The organism is Aegicerativicinus sediminis (assembly GCF_015476115.1).
GTDB lineage: Bacteria > Bacteroidota > Bacteroidia > Flavobacteriales > Flavobacteriaceae > Aegicerativicinus > Aegicerativicinus sediminis.
This window is the reverse complement of the sequence record NZ_CP064295.1, coordinates 74,760-95,826: the sequence shown is the minus strand read 5'-3', so window position 1 is coordinate 95,826 and position 21,067 is coordinate 74,760. Positions and strand designations below refer to the sequence as shown.

The window sequence follows — 21,067 nt, the reverse complement described above, 5'->3', positions numbered from 1 at the left end:
CAGATGAAACAATTTTGTATCCTTGCTTTTTTAGGCCTTTTTTCATTAAGCTGTAATAATGAAAAAAAAGAGAATCCAACTGATAGCCAAATTGAAACAACCATGGATAAAAAATGGTGGAAAGAAGCTGTAATTTATCAAATATATCCAAGGAGTTTTATGGATAGTGATGGCGACGGAATTGGTGACCTCAAGGGGATCATTGACAAGTTGGATTATATCGAAAGTTTGGGAGTTGATATGGTTTGGCTTAATCCTATATATTCTTCTCCAAATGCTGACAATGGTTATGATATTAGTGATTATCGTAATATAATGGAGGAATTTGGCGACATGGCGGATTTCGATACTTTATTGAAGGGTCTTCATGATAGAAATATTAAATTTCTTATGGATGTGGTTGTCAACCATAGTAGTAATGAGCATAATTGGTTTAAGGAATCTAGGAGTTCAAGAGACAACCCCTATAGAAATTATTATCATTGGTGGCCGGCCGAAAAAGGTGAACCACCCTATAGATATAGTTTGTTTGACCCTAAAGGCGACGCCTGGAGATATGATGCCAAAACAGACGCTTACTATCTTCACTATTTTTCATACCAACAACCAGATTTAAATTGGGAGAATCCGAAAGTAAGACAAGAGGTTTATGACATTATGAAATTTTGGGCAGAAAAAGGTGTGGATGGTTTTAGATTGGATGCATTTCAATTTGTTGCAAAAGATACCACCTATCCGAAGTTTCCAGATGGATACGAAAAAAACTTTATCGAGTATTATGGAATGCAGGAAAACATCCATGATTATTTGCGGGAAATGTACGATGAGGTACTAAGTAAGTATGATGTATTTGCGGTTTCAGAAGGAGCCGGAAGTACATTGGAGGACGCCCATTCCCTAGTTGATGCCGATAGAAATGAATTGCAAATGGCCTATCATTTCGAGGGAGTTGATATTGTTAAATATGAAGGCTATAAACTTTCAGACTTAAAGGCAAATTTTAGCAAATGGGATAAATCTTTTGAGGAAGAGGGATGGATTTCAATTTTTCTTGCAAATCATGATAATTCGAGGTTGGTGAGCCGTTATGGAAATGATAGTCCAGAATTCCGAGCGCCCTCATCAAAAATGTTGAATACCTTTATTTTAAGTATGAAAGGTACTCCCTATGTTTATTATGGAGATGAGTTAGGTATGACAAATATTGATATGCCAACTATTGAGGAATATCAAGATATTGCTGCAATTAATAGTTATGAAAAGGCAAAAAATTCAGGAGAGGACATGATATTATTTATGAAGAAACTCAATTTTCTTTCTCGTGACAATGCTAGAACTCCTATGCAGTGGGATACTTCAGAAAATGCAGGATTTACTGCAGGCAACCCTTGGTTACCTGTTAACGAAAATTATAAAACCATTAATGTTCAAACCGAAGCAAATAATCCTGAAAGTTGCTTGAATTATTTCAAAAAGATGGTGGCATTAAGAAAGGATACAGAAGCATTTATATATGGTAAATATCAAATTATTCAGGAAGAACATCCTACAATTTATGCCTATACCAGATCTTTAGATGACGAATCGTATTTGGTTCTATTAAATTTTTCAGATTCTAATTCAGAAATCTCCCTCGGTTCAGCATTTAATTTGGGAGAGGTTATGATAAACAATTATGGGGAAATTGAGATGAAAGATGGTAGGGCTATTTTAAAACCTTATCAATCAGTTATATATAAATTGAATTGAACTTGTTTAAAGTTTATTTTTTTGATTCCGTTTCCTCCTCTTTTTCTTTGGCAATTTGCTTTCGAGCAAACTCTATTCTCTCATCACTAGGAGGCTCGGGTAGCTGCTCATTAGCCCGTTCTGGTTCTAATGTGAGAGTTGCATAATAAGGGAAATGATCGGAGCCTATTTTTTCACCTTTTTTCAATTGCTTTACTCTAAATTCTTCCGAAACAAATATATGATCGAGCGGCCATCTAAGTACAGGATTTTTTGCATTAAAAGTTGTATAAAAACCTCTCCCCTTACGTAAATCCAAAAGTTTGCCAACTTCTTTTAATGATTTTGTGGTCTTGGACCATGTCACATCATTAAAATCTCCGATTACTAAAGAAGGTAATTTACTATCATAATTAAACAATGCAGTTTTCATCATCTCTGCATCACGATCAGTCGATTTAGGGTTTTCTTGAGGCATAGGTGGCGTTGGATGGATGGCATATAATTGAAAAACATCTCCAGACGGTAATTTTACTTTGGCCTCCACAGATGGGATACTATCATCAATTAGGTAATTGACTTTTGAATCACTTAGAGGTAATTTTGAATAAACAAGCATGCCATATGTGTTATCCAGGGGTGCCTCTTCTCCAAATTTATATGCTTTTGATAGGTTGCCTTTAATTGCCTTTTGCCAATTTACATCCGTTTCGGTAAGTATCAGTATATCAGGGTTAAGGGTGTTAATTTCTTCGATAAGCAAATCGTATTGCCTGTTTTTTTGAAGAACATTGGCATTATAAATTGTGAATGTCCTTGATGGTTCGGTTATGGTACTATCACCAACTTCTTTTTCTGCAAGAGGGGTATATGGATAAATTTTGATGAATTGAAAAATAAAACATGCTATTAGAATTGAAATGAAGGCATAATCCTGAAGAATTTTAAAATTAAATTTAATGAGGTAAAAAATTATAGCTAGTAGCGTAAGAAGGGTTAATTGAATATGTGGAAAATCGAACATTCTTATCCACCAATAATCAATTGCAAAAATAGGGGCAACGGTTAGTATAATGGCGATAATCCCGAATATTTCAAAAACGCGTTTTAATTTCATATGGTTAGTTATATAATCAAAAATAGTTAATAATGTCATCCCCCATAAAGTTCATTCTATATGAATCAAATGTTTTAGCCATACAGTTATAATTTGACTCACTACCCCAAAAAAGTTGAATTATCTTTACAGAAAATTAGATCAAATGGCAATTCTGGGTAATATTATCAAAGGAGTAATTGATGTTAAGGATGCATTAACTCCTGAATCAAATCCTGTTGAAGAGCAGTTAGAAGAATTGAAAAAAATGCTTAAAAAGGCAAAGGATACTGATTTTGGAAAGCACTACGATTTTGAATCTATATTGGAGTCTGAAGATATTAAAAAAACATTCGCGGAAACAGTGCCCTTTTTCGATTATAATAAAATGGATACTGAATGGTGGATTAGATTACAAAATGGTGATGAAAATGTTACTTGGCCTGGTAAACCATCTTATTTTGCTTTGAGTTCTGGTACAACTGGTGATTCAAGCAAACGAATCCCGGTTACCGAAGATATGATTGAAAGTATTCGTCAAGGCGGTGTAAAACAGGTTTTTGCCTTAACGAATTTTGATCTTCCAGCCGATTTCTTCGAAAAAGAGATAATGATGCTTGGGAGTTCTACCGATCTTAAAGAGAATAAAGAATTTTTGGAAGGCGAAATCAGTGGTATTAGTGCTAGCAACATCCCGTTTTGGTTTAAGGGTTACTACAAACCGGGTGAAGATATTGCAAAAATTGAGGATTGGGATGAGCGTGTACAAACGATTGCTGAAAGGGCAGAAGAATGGGATATTGGTGCCCTCAGCGGTATTCCATCTTGGATGGAATTGATGCTTCAAAAAGTTATTGAGCACCATAACCTAAATAACATCCATGGAATCTGGCCTAATCTTCAAGTGTATACGTCTGGTGGAGTTGCCTTCGGACCTTACGAAAAAAGTTTTATGGCTTTGATGGGTAAACCGGTGATCATAATAGATACCTACCTCGCATCTGAAGGGTTTTTAGCCTGTCAGGTGCGACCAGATACACAATCCATGCAACTATTAACCGACAATGGTGTTTATTTTGAATTTGTACCCTTCAAACCGGAATACATTAATCAAGTCGGATCTATTGTAGATGACGCTCCTTCCATAGGATTGTCTGAAGTTAAGGAAGGGGAAGAATATGTTCTTATTATAAGCACCGTTAGTGGAACTTGGCGTTACTTAATTGGTGATACCATAACATTTACAGATGTTGAAAACTATGAAATCAAAATTACAGGTAGAACAAAGTTCTTTTTGAATACAGTTGGCTCCCAATTATCTGTTAATAAGTTGGATGACACGGTAAAACATTTGGAAGAACAATTCTCAATTAAGATTCCGGAATACACACTTTGTGCTAAACGTTGTGAAGATGACGAATTTTACCATTGTTGGTATTTAGGTTCGGACAATCCTGAAACAAGTGAAAATGAAGTTGTAGATGCTATAGACGAATTTTTAAAAGGTGTGAACAAAAATTATAAGGTGGCTCGTTCTAAAGCTTTGAAGGGAGTTAGGGTAAAGCTAATCAAGCCAGAAATTTTTCATGAATGGAGCGGTGCAAATAAGAAAAAGGGTGGCCAAGTTAAAATGGAAAGGGTTATGGACGAAGAAAAGTTTAAAGAGTGGGAAGATTTTGTTTCTAATTACTGAATCAATGCCTCTCTTTCGTCCCGTAAGTTTATAACTTCCATAATTTCTTCAGGGGATAAATAGTATTTACGAATCCTGTTTTTATAGATAGTCGAAATATGTGCGTGATTCAAAATAAAATCTTTCGTATCTAAAATATAATTTTCCATGCCATGTCTCACCGCAAAGGTGTCGGCTGACCGTTCAGCCTCGATAATCGATCTGTCGGAAAGCAAATATTTAATCCCAAACCATAAAAGGTTCAAATTGGATCGATCTGAATAATCCATAACATGACCCAACTCATGTCCTAACCAACCAATTAAAACATTAGAAGGGATTTGGGTTGTAAGGAACTCTTGGTTTTCAATTTTGAATTTTTCGCTTATTAAAATTATATACGCCCTTTTCTTTCGGGATCTAAAAAAACTACCAAATGTGGGCTGAGCCAACATAGTTGATTTTTTAATATTCTTTTTAAATCGAAATTCAATTCGAGTCTCCTTCAATTGGGGATAAAATTTCAATGCTGTCTTTGCTTCATTTTCAATAGAAGCCGGAATAGTATGATTTTGGGAATTCATTGCGAATGATACAATTAAAAATACAAGGGGCAGGATATATTTCCTATTGGGCATAGCGTAATATTAATCATATTTTTAGTTCTTCTCCAATGCCATAGGTTATTTCACAAAACATTAACTATCTGCATTTTAATCGGATTAAAACCGAAGTTTATGGCGTCAATTTTAAGAGTAGTATGCCTGTAATTTGCATCTAGTAATTAAAACATTTTATTATGAAAACGTTGCAAGAATTATTTGAACACGAAATAAAAGACTTATACTCAGCTGAAAAACAATTAGTTGATACAATACCTAAAATGGTTGAAGCTGCGAATGATAACGAATTGAAAGATGCATTTTCAAAGCACTTAACCGAAACCAAGGAACAACTCGATAGGCTTAAGAATATTTGTGAAAATTTGGATATAAATCCAACAAGCACAAAATGTAAGGCAATGGAAGGGTTAATAAATGAATGTGAACATTTCTTGAGGGAAGATTCCGCCAAAGAGGTGATGGATGCTGGTTTAATTGCTTGTGCCCAAAAAGTGGAACATTACGAAATTTCTGGCTATGGTACTACCATAAGGTATGCCAAAGAATTAGGACATAATGTTATTGCAGAAGAGTTGCAAAAATCGCTCGACCAAGAATATAAAGCAGATAAGCACATGAATGATATGGCCGAGGACCGTTTGAACCGTAGGGCAATTGCCTGATCTATATAACCATTTTTGAAATTAGAAAACGGCATTTTTAAATGCCGTTTTTTATTTTATTATCTATCCAAAATGGATTTTCCATGTTCCACATAATTTTTAAAATCCTTCATGTAGCGCATGGTTTGATTTTTGAACCCTTTTGGCATAAATGTAATCATCATTCTCATAGTAAAATTCAAGGGTATGAATTCATTCTTACATACCCATTTTGTTTTACCAGTTGCAAATTCATCAAAATAATTTTCTTGATTATTGGTAATACCATTTGCGTGATAAGTAGCATGGAATTCATGTGGTAAATTATTTTTAACTATGGTTTCCAATAGCTCCATCTTCCTTGCTCCAAATTTATAAAGCATTTTCGTCTTTGATGCAAATTGTCCAGGTTCTCCAGAAATATGTTCAAATGAAATTAACCCTCGCTGCCAATGCTTTACATGGTCAGCTGCCCTGAATTTTTCAATGCAGTTTTCAATAGGGCTATTTATTATTATTTCAGAAGTATATTCCATTTCTGGGTTTTCTGGACTGTAGAAATTAGGCGGTGATTAATCGCCTACCACAATTTTATTTAATGATTTAATGTTTTAAACGTTTTTCGAGAATTTTCATTTTCAACTACCACTAGTGTAATTTGATCTTTTGGAAGCGCCATAAATACAGACATTTTGCTGCTAGTTGCCATACCTTCAAAATGATCTACAATTCTCCCAGTTAAATCATATGCATTAACTGAAATCTTACCATTATAATTTGTGAAAATCAATTCATCCTTTATAATTTTTAAGGATTGAGACATTGATTTATTGGTTACGTCTAAAGTGCTGTCCTTTGTGGCGTCTTTAAGATCTATAGAAATCATAGTAGTAATGTTTTCACCTTCATAACCTAAAGAATTACGGATATAAAAATTAAACTTTGTAACTACAACACCATCTGGGACCGAAGAATACCAAGATGCTAAATTTATTTTCAAATCATAGGTGTTCGGTTTCGCATTAGCATCAGTATCATTTGAAACCAATGAAAATACTGGCATGGCTGCCGTATCTGTTATATCCGGGGCGCCTTCCATGGTGCCATTTGCTGTTTGCAGTCCGCCATAGAGGTATAATTCGGTCATTCCCTCGGTGAAAAAATTCGTGGTTATGTTTTTATCTTGAAACGTAATCAAGACATCATCATTCACTGAAATGGCATTAGACGTATGGTTAATAATTTGCCCATCGTAAGACGGTAGAAAAATCTCAAGGTCTTGGGCAGGCAGGAAGCATGTGCAAAATATAATGCAAATACTTGATAAGTAGATTTTTAACATAAGTATTAGGTATTAGTTTAGGCTAATTTAAAAAAAATATGAATGGACTACTTTGTGTAAGATGTACTTTATTAAGAGTTTATTAACCGATATATATTCCATTTTGCCTATTTTCCTATAATAATATCTAGGCATCTGCGTTCAACAATCAACTTTTGAAGCATTGTTATAATGTTTTATTTTTGCCATCCATGACTAATAGATTTATACCGCTGAAAAGAATTTTCTGTGTTTTAGGATTCGCCTTTTTTGGGATTGCCTTTGGGCAGGACTTTGGGAACGGAATTTTGTTTACTGTAAATAATGTACAAGTCCCAACGCAAGAGTTTGTAAGGGTTTACGAAAAAAATTATGATCTCGTACAAGATGAATCCCAGAAGGACATTGATAATTATTTGAACCTGTATATTAATTATCAATTGAAATTACAGGAAGCTAAGCAAATGGGCTTAGATACGCTTTCTTCTTATAAGCGGGAATACAATAGTTACAAAAAAGATCTCACCCAAGTTTATCTTTCAGATAACAAAGTTACTGATGAACTGGTTGCTGAAGCTTACGATAGATTATTACAGGATGTAAAGGTTACACATATTCTTATTAGAGTGGATGAAAATTCGCCTGACACAATTAATGCTATAAACCGCTTAAAAGAATTGCAACCTAGGTTAAAATCAGAAAAATTTCAAAAATTAAAAACTGAATTACATAATGGGCAAACCACCTATGTTGAAGACTTAGGTTATTTTTCAGTTTTTAAAATGGTTTATCCTTTCGAAACAGTTGCTTATAACACAGCAGTTGGCGAAGTGTCTGAGCCATTTAAAACTCGTTTTGGTTACCATATTCTCAAAGTGGAGGATAAAAGAACATCTAGGGGAGAAGTTACTGTGGCACATATTATGGTGGCAAATGATCATAAAGATAGCTTATATACTCCCATGGAACGCATTAGCCAATTATATGAAAAATACATGAACGGAGAGAATTTCGAGGCGTTGGCTAGACAATTTTCAGATGATAAGGCCTCTGCTGCAAATGGTGGTAAACTTGTGCCTTTTAAGAGTGGCCAACTAACATCTCCGGAATTTGAAGATAAATCATTTTCATTGCAAAATATTGGTGACGTATCTCCTCCTTTTCAAACTGAATTTGGCTGGCATATTGTAAAACTTCTAGAAAAAAATCCTGTTGAGCCTTTAAATAAGGTGCGACCTGAATTAGAAGTCAGAATTAAACGAGATTCAAGATCTCAGTTAATAGATGTAGCTCTCATTAGGGAATTAAAGAAGCAATACCGCATTAAAGTGAAAGAGGATTACATTGACTATTTCTCGTCTTTACTGAATGAAGAATATTTTAATCGAAGCTGGAAAATTCCAGATAATTTAATCTCCGAGGAGGAATTGGCAAAAATTGACAATCATACCATTTCTTATAAAGAATTTGCAGTGTTCTTGGAGAATAATCAAACAAATTATTTTAGAAAGGAAATTCCATTTGATGAAATAGTAAAAAAAGAGGGTGATGAATTTCTTAATATCCAACTAAAGGAATTTCATGAAAATAACCTTGAAAATATAAATGATGATTTCGCCCACATTTTGAAAGAATATAGGGATGGGTTATTGCTTTTTGATTTAATGGAAAGAAAGATTTGGAATGAAGCGATGAGGGATACTGTTGGTTTAAGGCAATATTATGAAAATCATCAAGCCAAATATTTAACAACCAAAAAATTAGAAGGTTATATTTTTTCAGATTCAGAAAAGGGCAAATTAGAAAAGATACAAGCCAGCCTATCGGATGAGAATTCCCTTAAGACAGAACTTGCTAAAGTTCAAAATTCTGAAGGTAATTTACTTGTTACCCCGGGACCGTTTGAAACAGACCATCAGTTGTTGCCTGCAGGGGATGATTTTGAAAGTGGTGTTACTGGAATATATGAGAAGAACGGGTCTTATCATTTTTTATTTATAACAAAAATTTCTGAATCCGAACCTAAATCTTTCGAATCTACCAAAGGTAGGGTGATTAGTGATTATCAGGATTTTTTAGAGGCTGAATGGTTGAAAAAACTGCGCAATAAATACACCGTTACGATAAACGAAAAAGAACTGAAAAAGATTAAAAAGTCTTTAGGAAAGTAAAATTATGAGATTTTCATTAGGCATTTTATTGTTGACATTTATAGTTTCTTGCCATTTGTTCGAGCCGAAGGTTGAAGGAGATCCAATTGCCAGGGTAAATGAAAATTATCTTTACCGGGAGGACATAGCCTCCTTAATTAAAGAGGGTACAACTTCTGAAGATAGTGCAGTAATTGTGAATAACTACATAAATCGATGGGCTACAAGACTGCTATTGTTGGATGGGGCTGAAAGAAATTTAAATGACGCAACCACCAAAGAGTTCAATAGATTGGTAGATCAATATAAATCTGATTTATATACTAAGGCATATTTAGATGCTTTGGTTTCGAAGAATATAGACAGTACGGTTAGCATGTCACAGGCCCAGGAAGTGTACGACAAAAACCGAGAAACATTCAAGTTAAATGAAGAGCTGGTTAAGTTGAGGTATATTAATATTTCTAAAACGGCAATCAATTTAGATGATGTCGAGGAACGGTTTAAACGATTCGATCCAGACGATAAGACTTATTTAGACTCCATTTCGGTTCAGTTTAAATCATTTTCTTTAAAGGACTCTATTTGGGTGAAGGCATCCCAGGTAGTTGAGAAAATTCCTGTAGTAAATGCCGAGAATAAAAAGGAATTGTTAAAAAAATCAAATTTTATTGAGCTCAACGATTCCTTAAGTCTATATTTGGTGCAGGTAAATGATGTACTTTTGCCTGACGATTACGCCCCATTAGAATATGTGAAACCTACAGTAGACCAGATCGTTATAAACAAACGGAAATTAGAGCTTATTAAGCAGTTAGAAAAAGATATTACGAAGGATGCAATTAAAAACAATCGATTTGAAATTTATAAATAAACCAGTGGTTAGGATTTTTGTGTTATTGGCCATTTTCATAGGACAGTTTGGCTTTTCCCAGGAGATAATTGAGGAACCACAGGAGGAGGTTAAAAAAGTTGAAACACCATCACCTTATAATAAGGTTAAAATCGATGGAGTTGCCGGTGTTGTTGGGGAATATGTAATTCTGAATTCAGACATCGATAAGGAATTTATTCAACTAAGAGCTAGAGGAGCATCAATTGCAGACATTACTAGATGCCAATTGTTTGGTAAATTATTGGAAGATAAATTGTACGCTCATCACGCTATTCAAGATAGTCTTGAAATTAACGAGGTGGAGATTCGTTCAATGATCGATCAACAGTTAGCTCAGTTTGTCGAACAAACAGGTAGTCTTGATGAGGTTTTAAGATTTTACAACAAGGATAGTGAGCAGGCTTTGAGGGCAGAAATGTTTGAAATCAACAAGAATGGAAAACTTGCAATGGAAATGCAAAGAAAAATAATTGAAGATATTGAAGTAACTCCAGAAGAGGTAAGGCAATATTTCAATGCAATTCCTAAAGAGGAGAGACCGGTTTTTGGTACTGAATTGCAAGTTTCCCAAATAGTTGTTATACCTGAGGTAACTGAAGAAGCCAGACAAAAGGTAATTGATAGGCTTAAGGAGATGAAGGCTGACGTTATTGAAAATGGTGCGAGTTTCACGACAAAAGCAGTTTTTTATTCGGATGACACAGGTTCAAAGGCCCAAGGGGGAAAATATACTTTAAACAAATCAAGACCTCAAATGGTTAAGGAATTTAGGGATGTTGCTTTTTCACTTCAAGAAGGCGAGATTTCTGATCCATTTCCAACAGAATATGGTTATCACATTATTTTCCTCGAAAAAATTAGAGGTCAAGAATATGATATTCGGCATATTCTTCTTAGACCTGAAATTAGTAGGGAATCACAAGAAAAAGCTAAAGCAGAAATAGATAAGGTGAGAGAATCATTGGTTAAAGGTGAATTAACTTTTGCTGATGCAGCTCGGGAGTTTAGTGATGAAAAGGAAACCAAATTCAATGGTGGCCATCTTATTAACCCGGAAACACAAGATTATAACTTCGAACTTACCAAAATGGATCCTGAATTATATTCGCAAATTCAAAATTTGAAGGAAGGAGAAATTAGTCCTGTTTATCAGGATGAAGATAGGGTTAATAGGCTTAAGTATAAAATCTTGAGCGTTAGTAATAGGGTGGATGAACATGAGGCTGATTTTGCACGTGATTATTTGAAAATTAAGAACCTTGCACTACAGGATAAACAGTATCAGGAAATTGGTAAATGGCAAGAGGAAAAAATTAATGATACTTATATTAAGATTAACGGTGAGTATCGAAATTGCGAATTCAGTAGTAATTGGTTAAAAAATCAATAGTATGTCTGATGTAGCGGCGATTGAAACATTTGTAAAGAAATATAAAGACTTAAAAACTGAAATAGCTAAAGTAATTGTTGGCCAAAATAAAGTGGTAGATCAAATTTTGATTTCCATTTTTTCTGGTGGACACTCCCTATTAATTGGTGTTCCAGGCCTTGCAAAGACTTTAATGGTCAATACAATAGCTCAAGCATTAGGTCTCGATTTTAAAAGAATACAATTTACTCCAGACTTAATGCCATCTGATATATTGGGTAGTGAGATATTAGATGAGAATAGGCACTTTAAATTTATTAAAGGGCCAATTTTCGCCAATATTATTTTGGCAGATGAGATAAATAGAACACCACCAAAAACCCAAGCTGCCCTTTTGGAGGCAATGCAAGAAAGAGCCGTTACAGTTGCTGGCCATCACTATCAATTAAGCTTACCTTATTTTGTATTAGCAACCCAAAACCCAATTGAGCAAGAAGGTACATATCCTTTACCGGAAGCCCAATTAGACCGATTCATGTTTGCAATCAATCTTGATTATCCGACTTATCAGGAAGAGGTTGATGTAGTTAAAGCTACTACAACTGACAATAAGGTAACTGTTAATCCATTATTTAAAGCTGAAGAAATACTGAATTATCAACATGTTATTCGGAGAATTCCGGTAGCAGATAATGTAATCGAATATGCGGTGTCAATGGTGTCTAACACACGTCCGAATTACAGAAATGCTGCAAATTTGGTTAAGGAATATGTGGATTGGGGTGCTGGTCCAAGAGCTTCGCAAAATTTGATTCTGGCGGCAAAAACCCACGCTGCAATTAATGGAAAATTCTCCCCTGACATAGAAAATGTTCAAGCCGTAGCCGAAGGAATATTAAGGCACAGGATAATAAAGAACTATAAAGCTGAGGCTGAGGGTATAACTGACGAAAACATTATTAAAAGCCTGTTTTAAAACTTTAAATCATTAGAACTAGACTTCCACATAGAAATTTTGGTTTAGATGTGGTACGGTCAGCTGCAATTTTTCTAGTTCTAATTTCCCATACCTCATTACTCGTCCTTAGTGATGAGGGTTTAGAAGGATTTTTTTTTCAGTTTTTAGGAACAATTGGTGTTGACATATTTTTTGTTCTTAGTGGAATCCTGATAGGAGACATTATCTATAGGCAAATTCTTGCCGGCAAAACATCCTTCGATCATTTTTATCACTTTTTTTTAAGGAGATGGTTTAGGACCTTACCCAATTATTATTTGATTTTACTTGTTAATATGGTTATTGGGATTTTTGTTCTTAACAATTTAAATCCTGGAACTCAAATTTGGAAATACTTCTTTTTCCTCCAGAACTTTAGTGAGGATCAACAAGATTTTTTCCCAGAGTCTTGGAGCTTGTCCATAGAAGAATTTTCTTATATCATCGGTCCATTATTGCTGTTTTTATTGTTGCGAATGTTTTCCACATCATTTTCACAGGTATTTTTAATAACTAGCCTTTTAATGATATTAACGGGCATTATAAGCAGACTTATTTTCTATCATAACAATGAATTTAATAGCATTTTAGAATGGAGTCATGGTATGCGGAAGATTGTTATCTATAGACTTGATTCAATTTATTATGGGTTTTTAGCTATATATATAAAATATAAATTTTTCAACAGGTGGTCTAGATACGGTCTAAAACTTTTAATGACGGGGTCCGTTCTATTTGGTCTTACCCATGTTCCACTAATGTATTCGTATCTGAACGCACATACATTTAATTATAATTTTTTAATAAATTTTTATCTTCCGTTACTTTTAATTTCGATTCTTTTTGGCTTCCCATTTTTAATGAACCTTAAAACAAGGAATGTTGTAATAAAAAAAATTGTAAGTATTACAAGTAGAATTTCTTATTCTCTATACCTTGTCAATTATTCAATTGTTTTTGTTCTTATTGCCAGATTGATAGAACTAGAATTACTTGAGAATACTTGGGTGGCAATTTTCCTATTTTGGATTTGCACCTTTGTATTTGCATTTATGCTATTTAGGTTTTTCGAAAAACCAATGATGGACCTGCGTGACAACCCTAAAGTTTTACGACTTTTAGGTATTTCTAATAAACATCACGATTGATATTTATTTTTATTGCCGAGCAAATTGTATTTTTTTCAATTATTCTCCTAATACCTCAAAAAATTCTTGTATAACTCTTTAATTTCATATGTTTTAATGAATTATTTTTAAGACTTTCCAAATATCGTTGCATATTTTAAATTTCTATGGCTATTTTGTAATTTTGCAGGACTTTTAAGCATACTAAATCAATTTTAAAAAATATAATATGGCGTTCGACATAGACATGATTAAAGAGGTTTACAAGAATATACCCTCTCGTGTGGATAAAGCAAGAGAAATTGTAGGTAAACCATTAACGTTGGCAGAAAAAATTCTTTATTCTCACCTTTGGGATGGCGAACCTACCCAAGCGTTTAAAAGAGGTAAGGATTATGTCGATTTTGCCCCGGACAGGATTGCTTGTCAGGATGCAACTGCCCAGATGGCCTTATTACAATTTATGCAAGCAGGGAAGCCTAAAGTTGCTGTTCCAACTACGGTGCATTGCGATCACCTTATCCAAGCCAAACAAGGTGCAGCAGCAGATTTAAAACGTGCTAATGAAACGAGCAATGAGGTCTTCGAATTCTTGGCTTCTGTTTCAAACAAATACGGTATTGGATTTTGGAAGCCTGGTGCCGGAATTATTCACCAAGTGGTATTGGAAAATTATGCTTTCCCTGGGGGCATGATGATAGGTACGGATTCACATACCGTAAATGCTGGTGGACTTGGTATGGTTGCAATTGGTGTTGGAGGCGCAGATGCGGTTGATGTTATGGCTGGAATGGCTTGGGAATTAAAGTTTCCTAAGTTGATAGGCGTAAAATTAACAGGTAAGCTTAATGGCTGGACTTCTGCCAAAGATGTAATTCTTAAGGTAGCTGGTATACTGACAGTTAAAGGTGGTACCGGAGCAATAGTTGAATATTTTGGTCCTGGTGCTAAAAACCTTTCTTGTACTGGAAAAGGAACCATTTGTAATATGGGTGCAGAAATAGGTGCAACTACCTCAACATTTGGTTATGACGAATCTATGGAGCGTTATTTGAGGGCTACAGATCGTTCCGAAGTAGCAGATGAAGCAAATAAGATAAAAGAATATTTAACAGCTGACGAGGAAGTTTATGCGAATCCAGAGCAATACTTCGATGAATTAATTGAAATAGATTTAAGCACTCTTAAACCTCATTTAAACGGTCCATTTACTCCAGATTTAGCTACACCTGTTGGAGAAATTGGAGAAAAGGCAAAAGCTAATGACTGGCCAATTAAAGTAGACTGGGGATTAATAGGTTCTTGTACTAATTCTTCTTACGAAGATTTAACAAGAGCCGCATCAATCGCAAAACAAGCTGTTGATAAGAAAATTAAAGCTAAATCAGATTTCGGTATTAATCCTGGTTCTGAACAGATCAGATATACTGCTGAAAGAGATGGTCTACTTCAGATTTTTGAAGATTTGGATGCAACAATTTTCACCAATGCATGTGGACCATGTATAGGACAGTGGGACAGAAGTGACCTTAAAGGGGATGAGAAAAATACAATTGTGCATTCCTTCAACAGGAACTTTTCTAAACGTGCAGATGGTAATCCTAATACTCATGCCTTTGTGGCATCTCCAGAAATGGTTGCAGCCATCGCAATTTCTGGTCGATTAGATTTTGATCCTGTTAACGATACATTAATTAATGAAGATGGTGTTGAAGTAAAATTGGACGAACCTAGAGGTATTGAATTGCCTCCAAAGGGTTTTGAAGTGGAAGATGCTGGTTATGTGGAGCCTGTTGAAGATGGTAGTGGTGTTGTCGTTTCTGTAAGCCCAGACTCTGAAAGGTTGGAATTGTTAACCCCTTTTGAGCCAATTGGTAATACCATTAAAGGTGCCAAATTATTGATTAAGGCCTTTGGAAAATGTACCACTGATCATATTTCTATGGCTGGTCCTTGGTTGCGTTATAGAGGTCACCTAGATAATATTTCAAACAATATGTTGATTGGTGCAGTTAACGCCTTCAATAAGAAAACAAACTTTGTAAAAAATCAATTGTCTGGTGAATATGATGGCGTTCCTAATGTTCAAAGAGCATATAAGAAAAATGGAATATACTCTGTCGTTGTTGGTGATCATAATTATGGAGAGGGTTCGTCAAGAGAGCATGCTGCAATGGAACCAAGACATTTAGGCGTTGCAGCGGTTATCGTAAAATCATTTGCTAGAATACACGAAACTAACCTTAAGAAGCAAGGTATGTTAGCGTTAACATTTGCAAATGAAAACGACTACGATTTAATACAGGAAGATGATACCATCAACTTCTTAGATTTAGATCAATTTGCTCCTGATAAACCCATAAATATTGAATTTGTTCATGCAGACGGAAGCAAAGATGTTATAAAGGTTAATCATACTTACAACAATGCGCAAATTGCATGGTTCAATGCAGGTTCTGCTTTAAATTTAATTAAAGAGCAAAACAAACAAGGCTAATTGAAGTTTCATCGAATATTGAAAGCCCTCAATTGAGGGCTTTTTTAATTTTTAAAAATCGATTTGATAAATTGCAGAGAGAACAAACTACCCAATATTTTTAGTTCTTCACCTGGATTGGTTTCTTCATCCAAGAATTTAAAAATTAGAGTATGTGGATTTCTTGAATATAATTTGAAGAATACCTTTTCACCCAAATGGTTATAATTTTTTAGTACCCTAAGGAAAATTTTATCATACCACATAAAACGTGATTTATATAAATTCGAATCTAAAGGTCTACCCTGCTTTAAATTTCTTATAATTTGCTCTACAAATTTTTCGGCTCGTTTGAAAGAATATCCTGTTGACCCTTTTACCCAACCACCTCCTGTGCCAATCTTAAGATAGTGTTCCTTATTGTAATTTTGAAATGGAAAATCGGTCATTGGAATGTCTCCTTTCTCAACTTCAATAATTTCAAAAAAGTCGACCTTAAGTGTCTTTGAGATATACATTTTTAGTAATTCGTCATACTCTCCATCAAAATTAATTTTGGGAGTAAAAAAAGTCATTTCTATTAAAGCCTCATTTTTAGAATAGGGTAGAATGTAAATAAAACTGCAGGTATCCTTGAACTTTGCAGTGAAATCCATCATTGTAAATTCATCAGTATTGAAAACTGCCGCCTCTGTTTTTATTACCCAACCTTTAAAATGTTGATGTATTAAATTTGAAGTTCCGCTTGCCACACTTCTTCCAAACTGTGATGATGGTCTACTGTCGAAAATATAATCAGCTTTGAAACTGGAGGAGTCAGTATCTATGGTATAAATGTCGGTGTTAACTTCTGTTACTTTGTCATTTATGAATTTAACATTAGGAAAGTCTTTGAGAAAATCAGTTAGATGATTATAAAAATCTATTGATTGTACACTTTTATAAATGTACCCTCCCATTTTCAATTTTAAGTCACCATATTGAGAAACAAATCTACCACAAGGCCATTTGGATGAAACCAAATGGTCCCATTTTCCAATTCCTTTTTCCCAGTAACTCCATCGTTTATCGTTAGTATTTAATTCTCTTGGTTCAATAATGGCAATTGACTTCGACGAGAAACTTCCATCAGTACAAAATGCATGTGCCAACTGCAAACCCGCCAATCCTCCACCAATGATTATAAAATCATAATAATTTTTAGGAGGCTCTTGTAGTTTAGATTTTATTTTTGGAAATATTTGAAAGGAACAATTAACATTCCGAAATTTTCTCCATCCTCTTTACCTAAATGCTTGTGGTGGATTTTATGGGCACGTCTTATTCCTCTGGCGTACCAATTATTTGCATTCCGAAACATTTTAAAACGCTGATGTATAAAAATGTCATGGACCACAAAGTAGGCGATACCGTAAGCCAGAATGCCGAGTCCAATGGGTAGGCAAAACCAAACATCTTCATAGCTCCATAGATAGAAGCACACTATACTTACGATAGCGTAAAAAATGAAGAAAGCATCATTACGTTCAAACCAACTATCATGATCTTTGTTGTGATGGTCTCTATGTAAATGCCACAAAAATCCATGCATAATATATTTGTGAGTAAACCATGCCATAAATTCCATGAAGAAAAAGGTTCCAAAAAAGACGAGAGCCCAATAAACTATATTCATAACTATAAAGTTACATTAAATTTAACTGGTATTTGACGTAGCTGCGAGTTAGTAATTCGAATTTTTTGTAATTCGGCACCCTAATTCTTGTAGACTTAATTTTTACCGCCGGGGTACGGTACAATTTTTTCAGTAATTGGCGGTAATACCGGTAAGCCATAAAAACTCCAAATTTAGCTTCAACAGGTAGTTGTTTTATTCCTTCCAATCCTAATGCGAAATCCGATTCTATATCTGCTATGATTTCTCTCTTAGAGGCCTCATCTAAGGCATCTAGATTAGTATTGGGGAAATATGTTCTGCTAAGACCTTCAAAGTCTGCTTTTAAATCTCTCAGGAAATTAACTTTTTGGAAAGCTGATCCTAAATGCATGGCGCTCTCTGAGAGAGCCTCATATTGTTTTTGATCTCCTTTAACAAAGACCTTTAAACACATTAGGCCTACCACATCTGCAGACCCGTATATGTATTCTTTATATTCCTCCTCTGTTAGATAATCCGCCTTGGTTAAATCTAGCCTCATGCTCTTCATAAATGCCTGTACTAGATGAATATCTAAGGCGTATTTATGGAAGGTTTCTTGAAAAGAATTTAAAATTGGATTAAGAGAAATTTTATTCTCCAAAGCCCTATACATATCAGCCTCAAACAATTCAAATAATTCCTTTTTGTTGTAATCATGAAATGTATCGACAATCTCGTCAGCGAAACGAACAAAGCCGTATATGTTATAAATATCTTGCCTAATACTATCCGCCAATAACCTGGTGGCTAAAGAAAATGATGTGCTGTAATTTCTTGTTACAATTTTGCTACACTGTCTAGAAACGGAATCGAATAAAATTTTCATAAGGAATAATTTAATTAGGACAATATTTACGGATTAGATCAGCAGCTAATTTTCCTGAGATTAACGAAGGTGGAACTCCAGGTCCCGGTACAGTTAGCTGTCCAGTGAAAAATAGGTTCGATACTTTTTTGCTTTTTAATTTAGGTCTAAGAAATGCCGTTTGCAAGAGTGTATTTGCAAGCCCATATGCATTTCCTTTATATGAATTGTAGGCACTTTTAAAATCGTTTATACAGAATGATTCTTTAAATAAAATATCCTCACTAATTTCTTGGCCCGTAAGTCGTTCAAATCGACTGATTATTTTTTCGAAATAGGTTTTTCTTAATTCCCAAGTATCCTCTAGTCCTGGAGCCAATGGAATTAGAAAAATACCATTTTCCTTTCCTTCGGGAGCCACAGTTTTGTCTGTTATTGAAGGAAAACTTGCATAAAAAAGCGGATCATCAGGCCATTTAGGATCATCATAAATATCTGCGGCATGGGTTTCAAAATCTACATCGAAAAATAATGTATGGTGCGTTACATTAATCAGTTTTTTATTGAAGCCCACGTAGAACATTAGTGCGGATGGGGCAAAAATCTTTTTCTTCCAATAACTTTCGCTGTATTGTCTTAGTGAAGGCGGTAGCAAGGTTTCGGAATGGTGATAATCTGCGCCACTTAGAACAACATCGGAAAATATTTCTTCGCCATTTATGGAAAGTCCAGTTGCGATGCCATTTTCTTCTAGAATGCCATCAACCACAGCATTTGTTTCAATAGTAACTCCAAGTTGTTGAGCTAATTTTGCAATACCCAAAATTACTTGATACATGCCATTTTTTGGATGAAAAGTACCAATCCCGAAATCTGCATAGTTCATGAAACTGTAAAAAGATGGAGTGGTGTCGGCTTTGGCCCCTAAAAACAAAACGGGAAATTCCAATATTTTGGCTAATCTATCGTTTTTGAATTTTTTCCGAACGTCTTTCTTTATGGTACTGAAAAATTGATCTACTTTCTTTAAAGTTTCTGGAGTAAGCAATTCAAATGGTGAAATTCCTGGTCTGTAAACTAAATCTTTAATAGCAACTTCATAATTGTGCTGGGCGTCTGAAATAAACTTTTTTAAGTGCTTGGAAGAACCAGGCTCTTCCTTCTCAAACATATTGCAGATTTTATCGAGGGTGTCTTCTATTGTAATAAAATCATGTTCACCAAAATAAACCGAATATGCAGGATTTAATTTTTCGACTTCATAAAAATCACTTGGGTACAGGCTGAAATCATCAAAAAACCTTTCGAATACATCCGGCATCCAGTACCAAGTTGGGCCCATATCGAAACAAAATCCATCCCTTTTTAACTGTCGTGCTCTTCCACCAATGGAGTCATTTTTTTCATAAATAGTTACATCATATCCAGCTTGGGCAAGATAGCATGATGCTGCAAGAGAACTAAAGCCAGATCCTATGATTGCGACGGACTTGCCCATTATCTATACCGCAGTAGAACTTAGTTGGGACAATTGGTCTAAAGCTCCACTTATTGAGTGTAAAGAATTAAAAGTGGTCACCTGATCAGGTAAATTTTCAGCTACTTGTTCTTTCGTTCTATTTCCAAGCAACCAAAGTTGGTTTTCTTTACCCTTAAGTAACTTGGAATGGAAATCGGAGATAAAATCAGAAATTTTTTCATGTTCTGGTTCTATCGTAAAATAACTTATAAAGGTTATCGATTTGTAATATTTCACAAGGTCTAGAAGATTTTCCCTAGGCACACTAGGGCCTAAATAAATTGGTTGATATCCTTTACTATGAAGGATATAATTGATATACATTAGACCCAATTCATGTATTTCATGCATTGGCAGAAACAATACGAAAGTAACTTCCCCGTCTGATGAATTTTGAAAATTGAATTTTTCTATTTCAACTAGTAACTTTTGTCTAACCAAGTAGGAAATAAAATGTTCATGGGCCGGGTTTATTGTATCTGTTTGCCAAAGAATACCAATTTCATTTAATAGCTGCCAAATAATTTTATTGAATACTTTTTCAAAACCCAATTGCTCAACTGCTTCAGAGTACGTTTTATGAAACAAAAGAGGATCGAAATTCATCATAGAAAGTTTAAACGAATTCACCAGATGCGAATTATTATCCTCGGAACTGGCAAACTCCTTAACCTTTAATGCGATTTCTTCAGGTTTTAACTTGGCGATATGCGAAATTTTTACACCATTGTTATTTAAAAAACTAACATTTAATAATTTCTGAAGATTATTAAGGTCATACAAACGTATGTTAGTATCAGTTCTTTCAGGTTGTAATAAGTTATATCGTTTTTCCCAAATACGTATAGTGTGTGCCTTTATACCGCTAAGGTTCTCAAGGTCTTTGATGCTAAAGGAAGTTTTAATATTGTTCATTAATCTCTATAAAAGATTAAACAAAAATAAATGA

At 34.6% G+C, this 21,067-nt stretch carries 18 protein-coding genes; 9 read left to right on the top strand and 9 right to left on the bottom strand.

Translation table 11 applies throughout. The features are described 5' to 3' along the window. Positions 1 to 3: 3 nt before the first annotated feature. Positions 4 to 1,749, top strand: a complete 1,746-nt coding sequence (locus ISU00_RS00395) for a glycoside hydrolase family 13 protein (RefSeq protein WP_228852063.1) — start codon at positions 4 to 6, stop codon at positions 1,747 to 1,749. Positions 1,750 to 1,762: 13 nt separating this feature from the next. Here the strand turns inward: ISU00_RS00395 and ISU00_RS00390 are convergent, their stop codons facing one another. Then, positions 1,763 to 2,845 (bottom strand): endonuclease/exonuclease/phosphatase family protein, encoded by a 1,083-nt coding sequence (locus ISU00_RS00390; RefSeq protein ID WP_228852062.1) that lies wholly within the window; start codon positions 2,843 to 2,845, stop codon positions 1,763 to 1,765. A 145-nt stretch (positions 2,846 to 2,990) separates the two neighbouring features. Between ISU00_RS00390 and ISU00_RS00385 the strand changes: the two genes are divergently transcribed. Further along, positions 2,991 to 4,517, top strand: coding sequence for a GH3 family domain-containing protein (locus tag ISU00_RS00385; protein ID WP_228853699.1), 1,527 nt, complete (start codon positions 2,991 to 2,993; stop codon positions 4,515 to 4,517). Here ISU00_RS00385 and ISU00_RS00380 read toward each other — a convergent pair. Continuing rightward, positions 4,511 to 5,080, bottom strand: coding sequence for a hypothetical protein (locus ISU00_RS00380; protein ID WP_228852061.1), 570 nt, complete (start codon positions 5,078 to 5,080; stop codon positions 4,511 to 4,513). The two genes, ISU00_RS00385 and ISU00_RS00380, sit on opposite strands and share 7 nt — an antisense overlap. Before the next feature lie 215 nt (positions 5,081 to 5,295). Here ISU00_RS00380 and ISU00_RS00375 point away from each other — a divergent pair, with 215 nt between their 5' ends. Beyond that, complete coding sequence (locus tag ISU00_RS00375) at positions 5,296 to 5,781, top strand: YciE/YciF ferroxidase family protein (protein ID WP_228852060.1); 486 nt, start codon at positions 5,296 to 5,298, stop codon at positions 5,779 to 5,781. Between the two features lie 59 nt (positions 5,782 to 5,840). Here the strand turns inward: ISU00_RS00375 and ISU00_RS00370 are convergent, their stop codons facing one another. Both ISU00_RS00370 and ISU00_RS00365 read right to left on the bottom strand, forming a co-directional pair. Beyond that, on the bottom strand, positions 5,841 to 6,296 hold the full coding sequence (locus tag ISU00_RS00370) for an SRPBCC family protein (RefSeq protein WP_228852059.1): 456 nt from the start codon (positions 6,294 to 6,296) through the stop codon (positions 5,841 to 5,843). A gap of 59 nt (positions 6,297 to 6,355) precedes the next feature. Beyond that, complete coding sequence (locus tag ISU00_RS00365; RefSeq protein WP_228852058.1) at positions 6,356 to 7,102, bottom strand: hypothetical protein; 747 nt, start codon at positions 7,100 to 7,102, stop codon at positions 6,356 to 6,358. 191 nt (positions 7,103 to 7,293) lie between these two features. Here ISU00_RS00365 and ISU00_RS00360 point away from each other — a divergent pair, with 191 nt between their 5' ends. The 6 genes from ISU00_RS00360 (at position 7,294) to ISU00_RS00335 (ending at position 16,116) form a co-directional block, all read left to right on the top strand. Continuing rightward, positions 7,294 to 9,252, top strand: a complete 1,959-nt coding sequence (locus ISU00_RS00360) for a peptidylprolyl isomerase (protein ID WP_228852057.1) — start codon at positions 7,294 to 7,296, stop codon at positions 9,250 to 9,252. A gap of 4 nt (positions 9,253 to 9,256) precedes the next feature. Beyond that, entirely contained in the window at positions 9,257 to 10,105 is an 849-nt protein-coding gene (locus ISU00_RS00355) for a peptidyl-prolyl cis-trans isomerase (protein WP_228852056.1), read from the top strand. Beyond that, positions 10,089 to 11,516, top strand: coding sequence for a peptidylprolyl isomerase (locus ISU00_RS00350; RefSeq protein ID WP_317174325.1), 1,428 nt, complete (start codon positions 10,089 to 10,091; stop codon positions 11,514 to 11,516). Before ISU00_RS00355 ends, ISU00_RS00350 begins: the two co-directional genes overlap by 17 nt. A gap of 1 nt (position 11,517) precedes the next feature. After that, complete coding sequence (locus tag ISU00_RS00345) at positions 11,518 to 12,471, top strand: AAA family ATPase (RefSeq protein ID WP_228852054.1); 954 nt, start codon at positions 11,518 to 11,520, stop codon at positions 12,469 to 12,471. Between the two features lie 50 nt (positions 12,472 to 12,521). Next, positions 12,522 to 13,640, top strand: a complete 1,119-nt coding sequence (locus ISU00_RS00340) for an acyltransferase family protein (RefSeq protein WP_228852053.1) — start codon at positions 12,522 to 12,524, stop codon at positions 13,638 to 13,640. Positions 13,641 to 13,848: 208 nt separating this feature from the next. Further along, positions 13,849 to 16,116, top strand: coding sequence for an aconitate hydratase (locus ISU00_RS00335; RefSeq protein WP_228852052.1), 2,268 nt, complete (start codon positions 13,849 to 13,851; stop codon positions 16,114 to 16,116). Positions 16,117 to 16,160: 44 nt separating this feature from the next. On the opposite strand, the gene ISU00_RS00330 is transcribed toward ISU00_RS00335, so the two are convergent. The 5 genes from ISU00_RS00330 to ISU00_RS00310 are packed head-to-tail and all read right to left on the bottom strand — an operon-like array spanning position 16,161 to position 21,033. Further along, entirely contained in the window at positions 16,161 to 17,273 is a 1,113-nt protein-coding gene (locus ISU00_RS00330) for a lycopene cyclase family protein (RefSeq protein ID WP_262892123.1), read from the bottom strand. 47 nt (positions 17,274 to 17,320) lie between these two features. Then, on the bottom strand, positions 17,321 to 17,770 hold the full coding sequence (locus ISU00_RS00325) for a sterol desaturase family protein (RefSeq protein WP_228852050.1): 450 nt from the start codon (positions 17,768 to 17,770) through the stop codon (positions 17,321 to 17,323). A 10-nt stretch (positions 17,771 to 17,780) separates the two neighbouring features. Beyond that, positions 17,781 to 18,620 carry a phytoene/squalene synthase family protein gene (locus ISU00_RS00320; protein ID WP_228852049.1) on the bottom strand — a complete coding sequence of 280 codons (840 nt, stop codon included), beginning with the start codon at positions 18,618 to 18,620 and terminating at the stop codon, positions 17,781 to 17,783. Positions 18,621 to 18,630: 10 nt separating this feature from the next. Further along, the gene (locus ISU00_RS00315) at positions 18,631 to 20,097 is read right to left on the bottom strand and encodes a phytoene desaturase family protein (RefSeq protein WP_228852048.1); all 1,467 of its coding nucleotides are present in this window, start codon (positions 20,095 to 20,097) and stop codon (positions 18,631 to 18,633) included. Positions 20,098 to 20,100: 3 nt separating this feature from the next. Beyond that, positions 20,101 to 21,033, bottom strand: a complete 933-nt coding sequence (locus ISU00_RS00310; RefSeq protein WP_228852047.1) for a MerR family transcriptional regulator — start codon at positions 21,031 to 21,033, stop codon at positions 20,101 to 20,103. Positions 21,034 to 21,067: the final 34 nt, after the last annotated feature.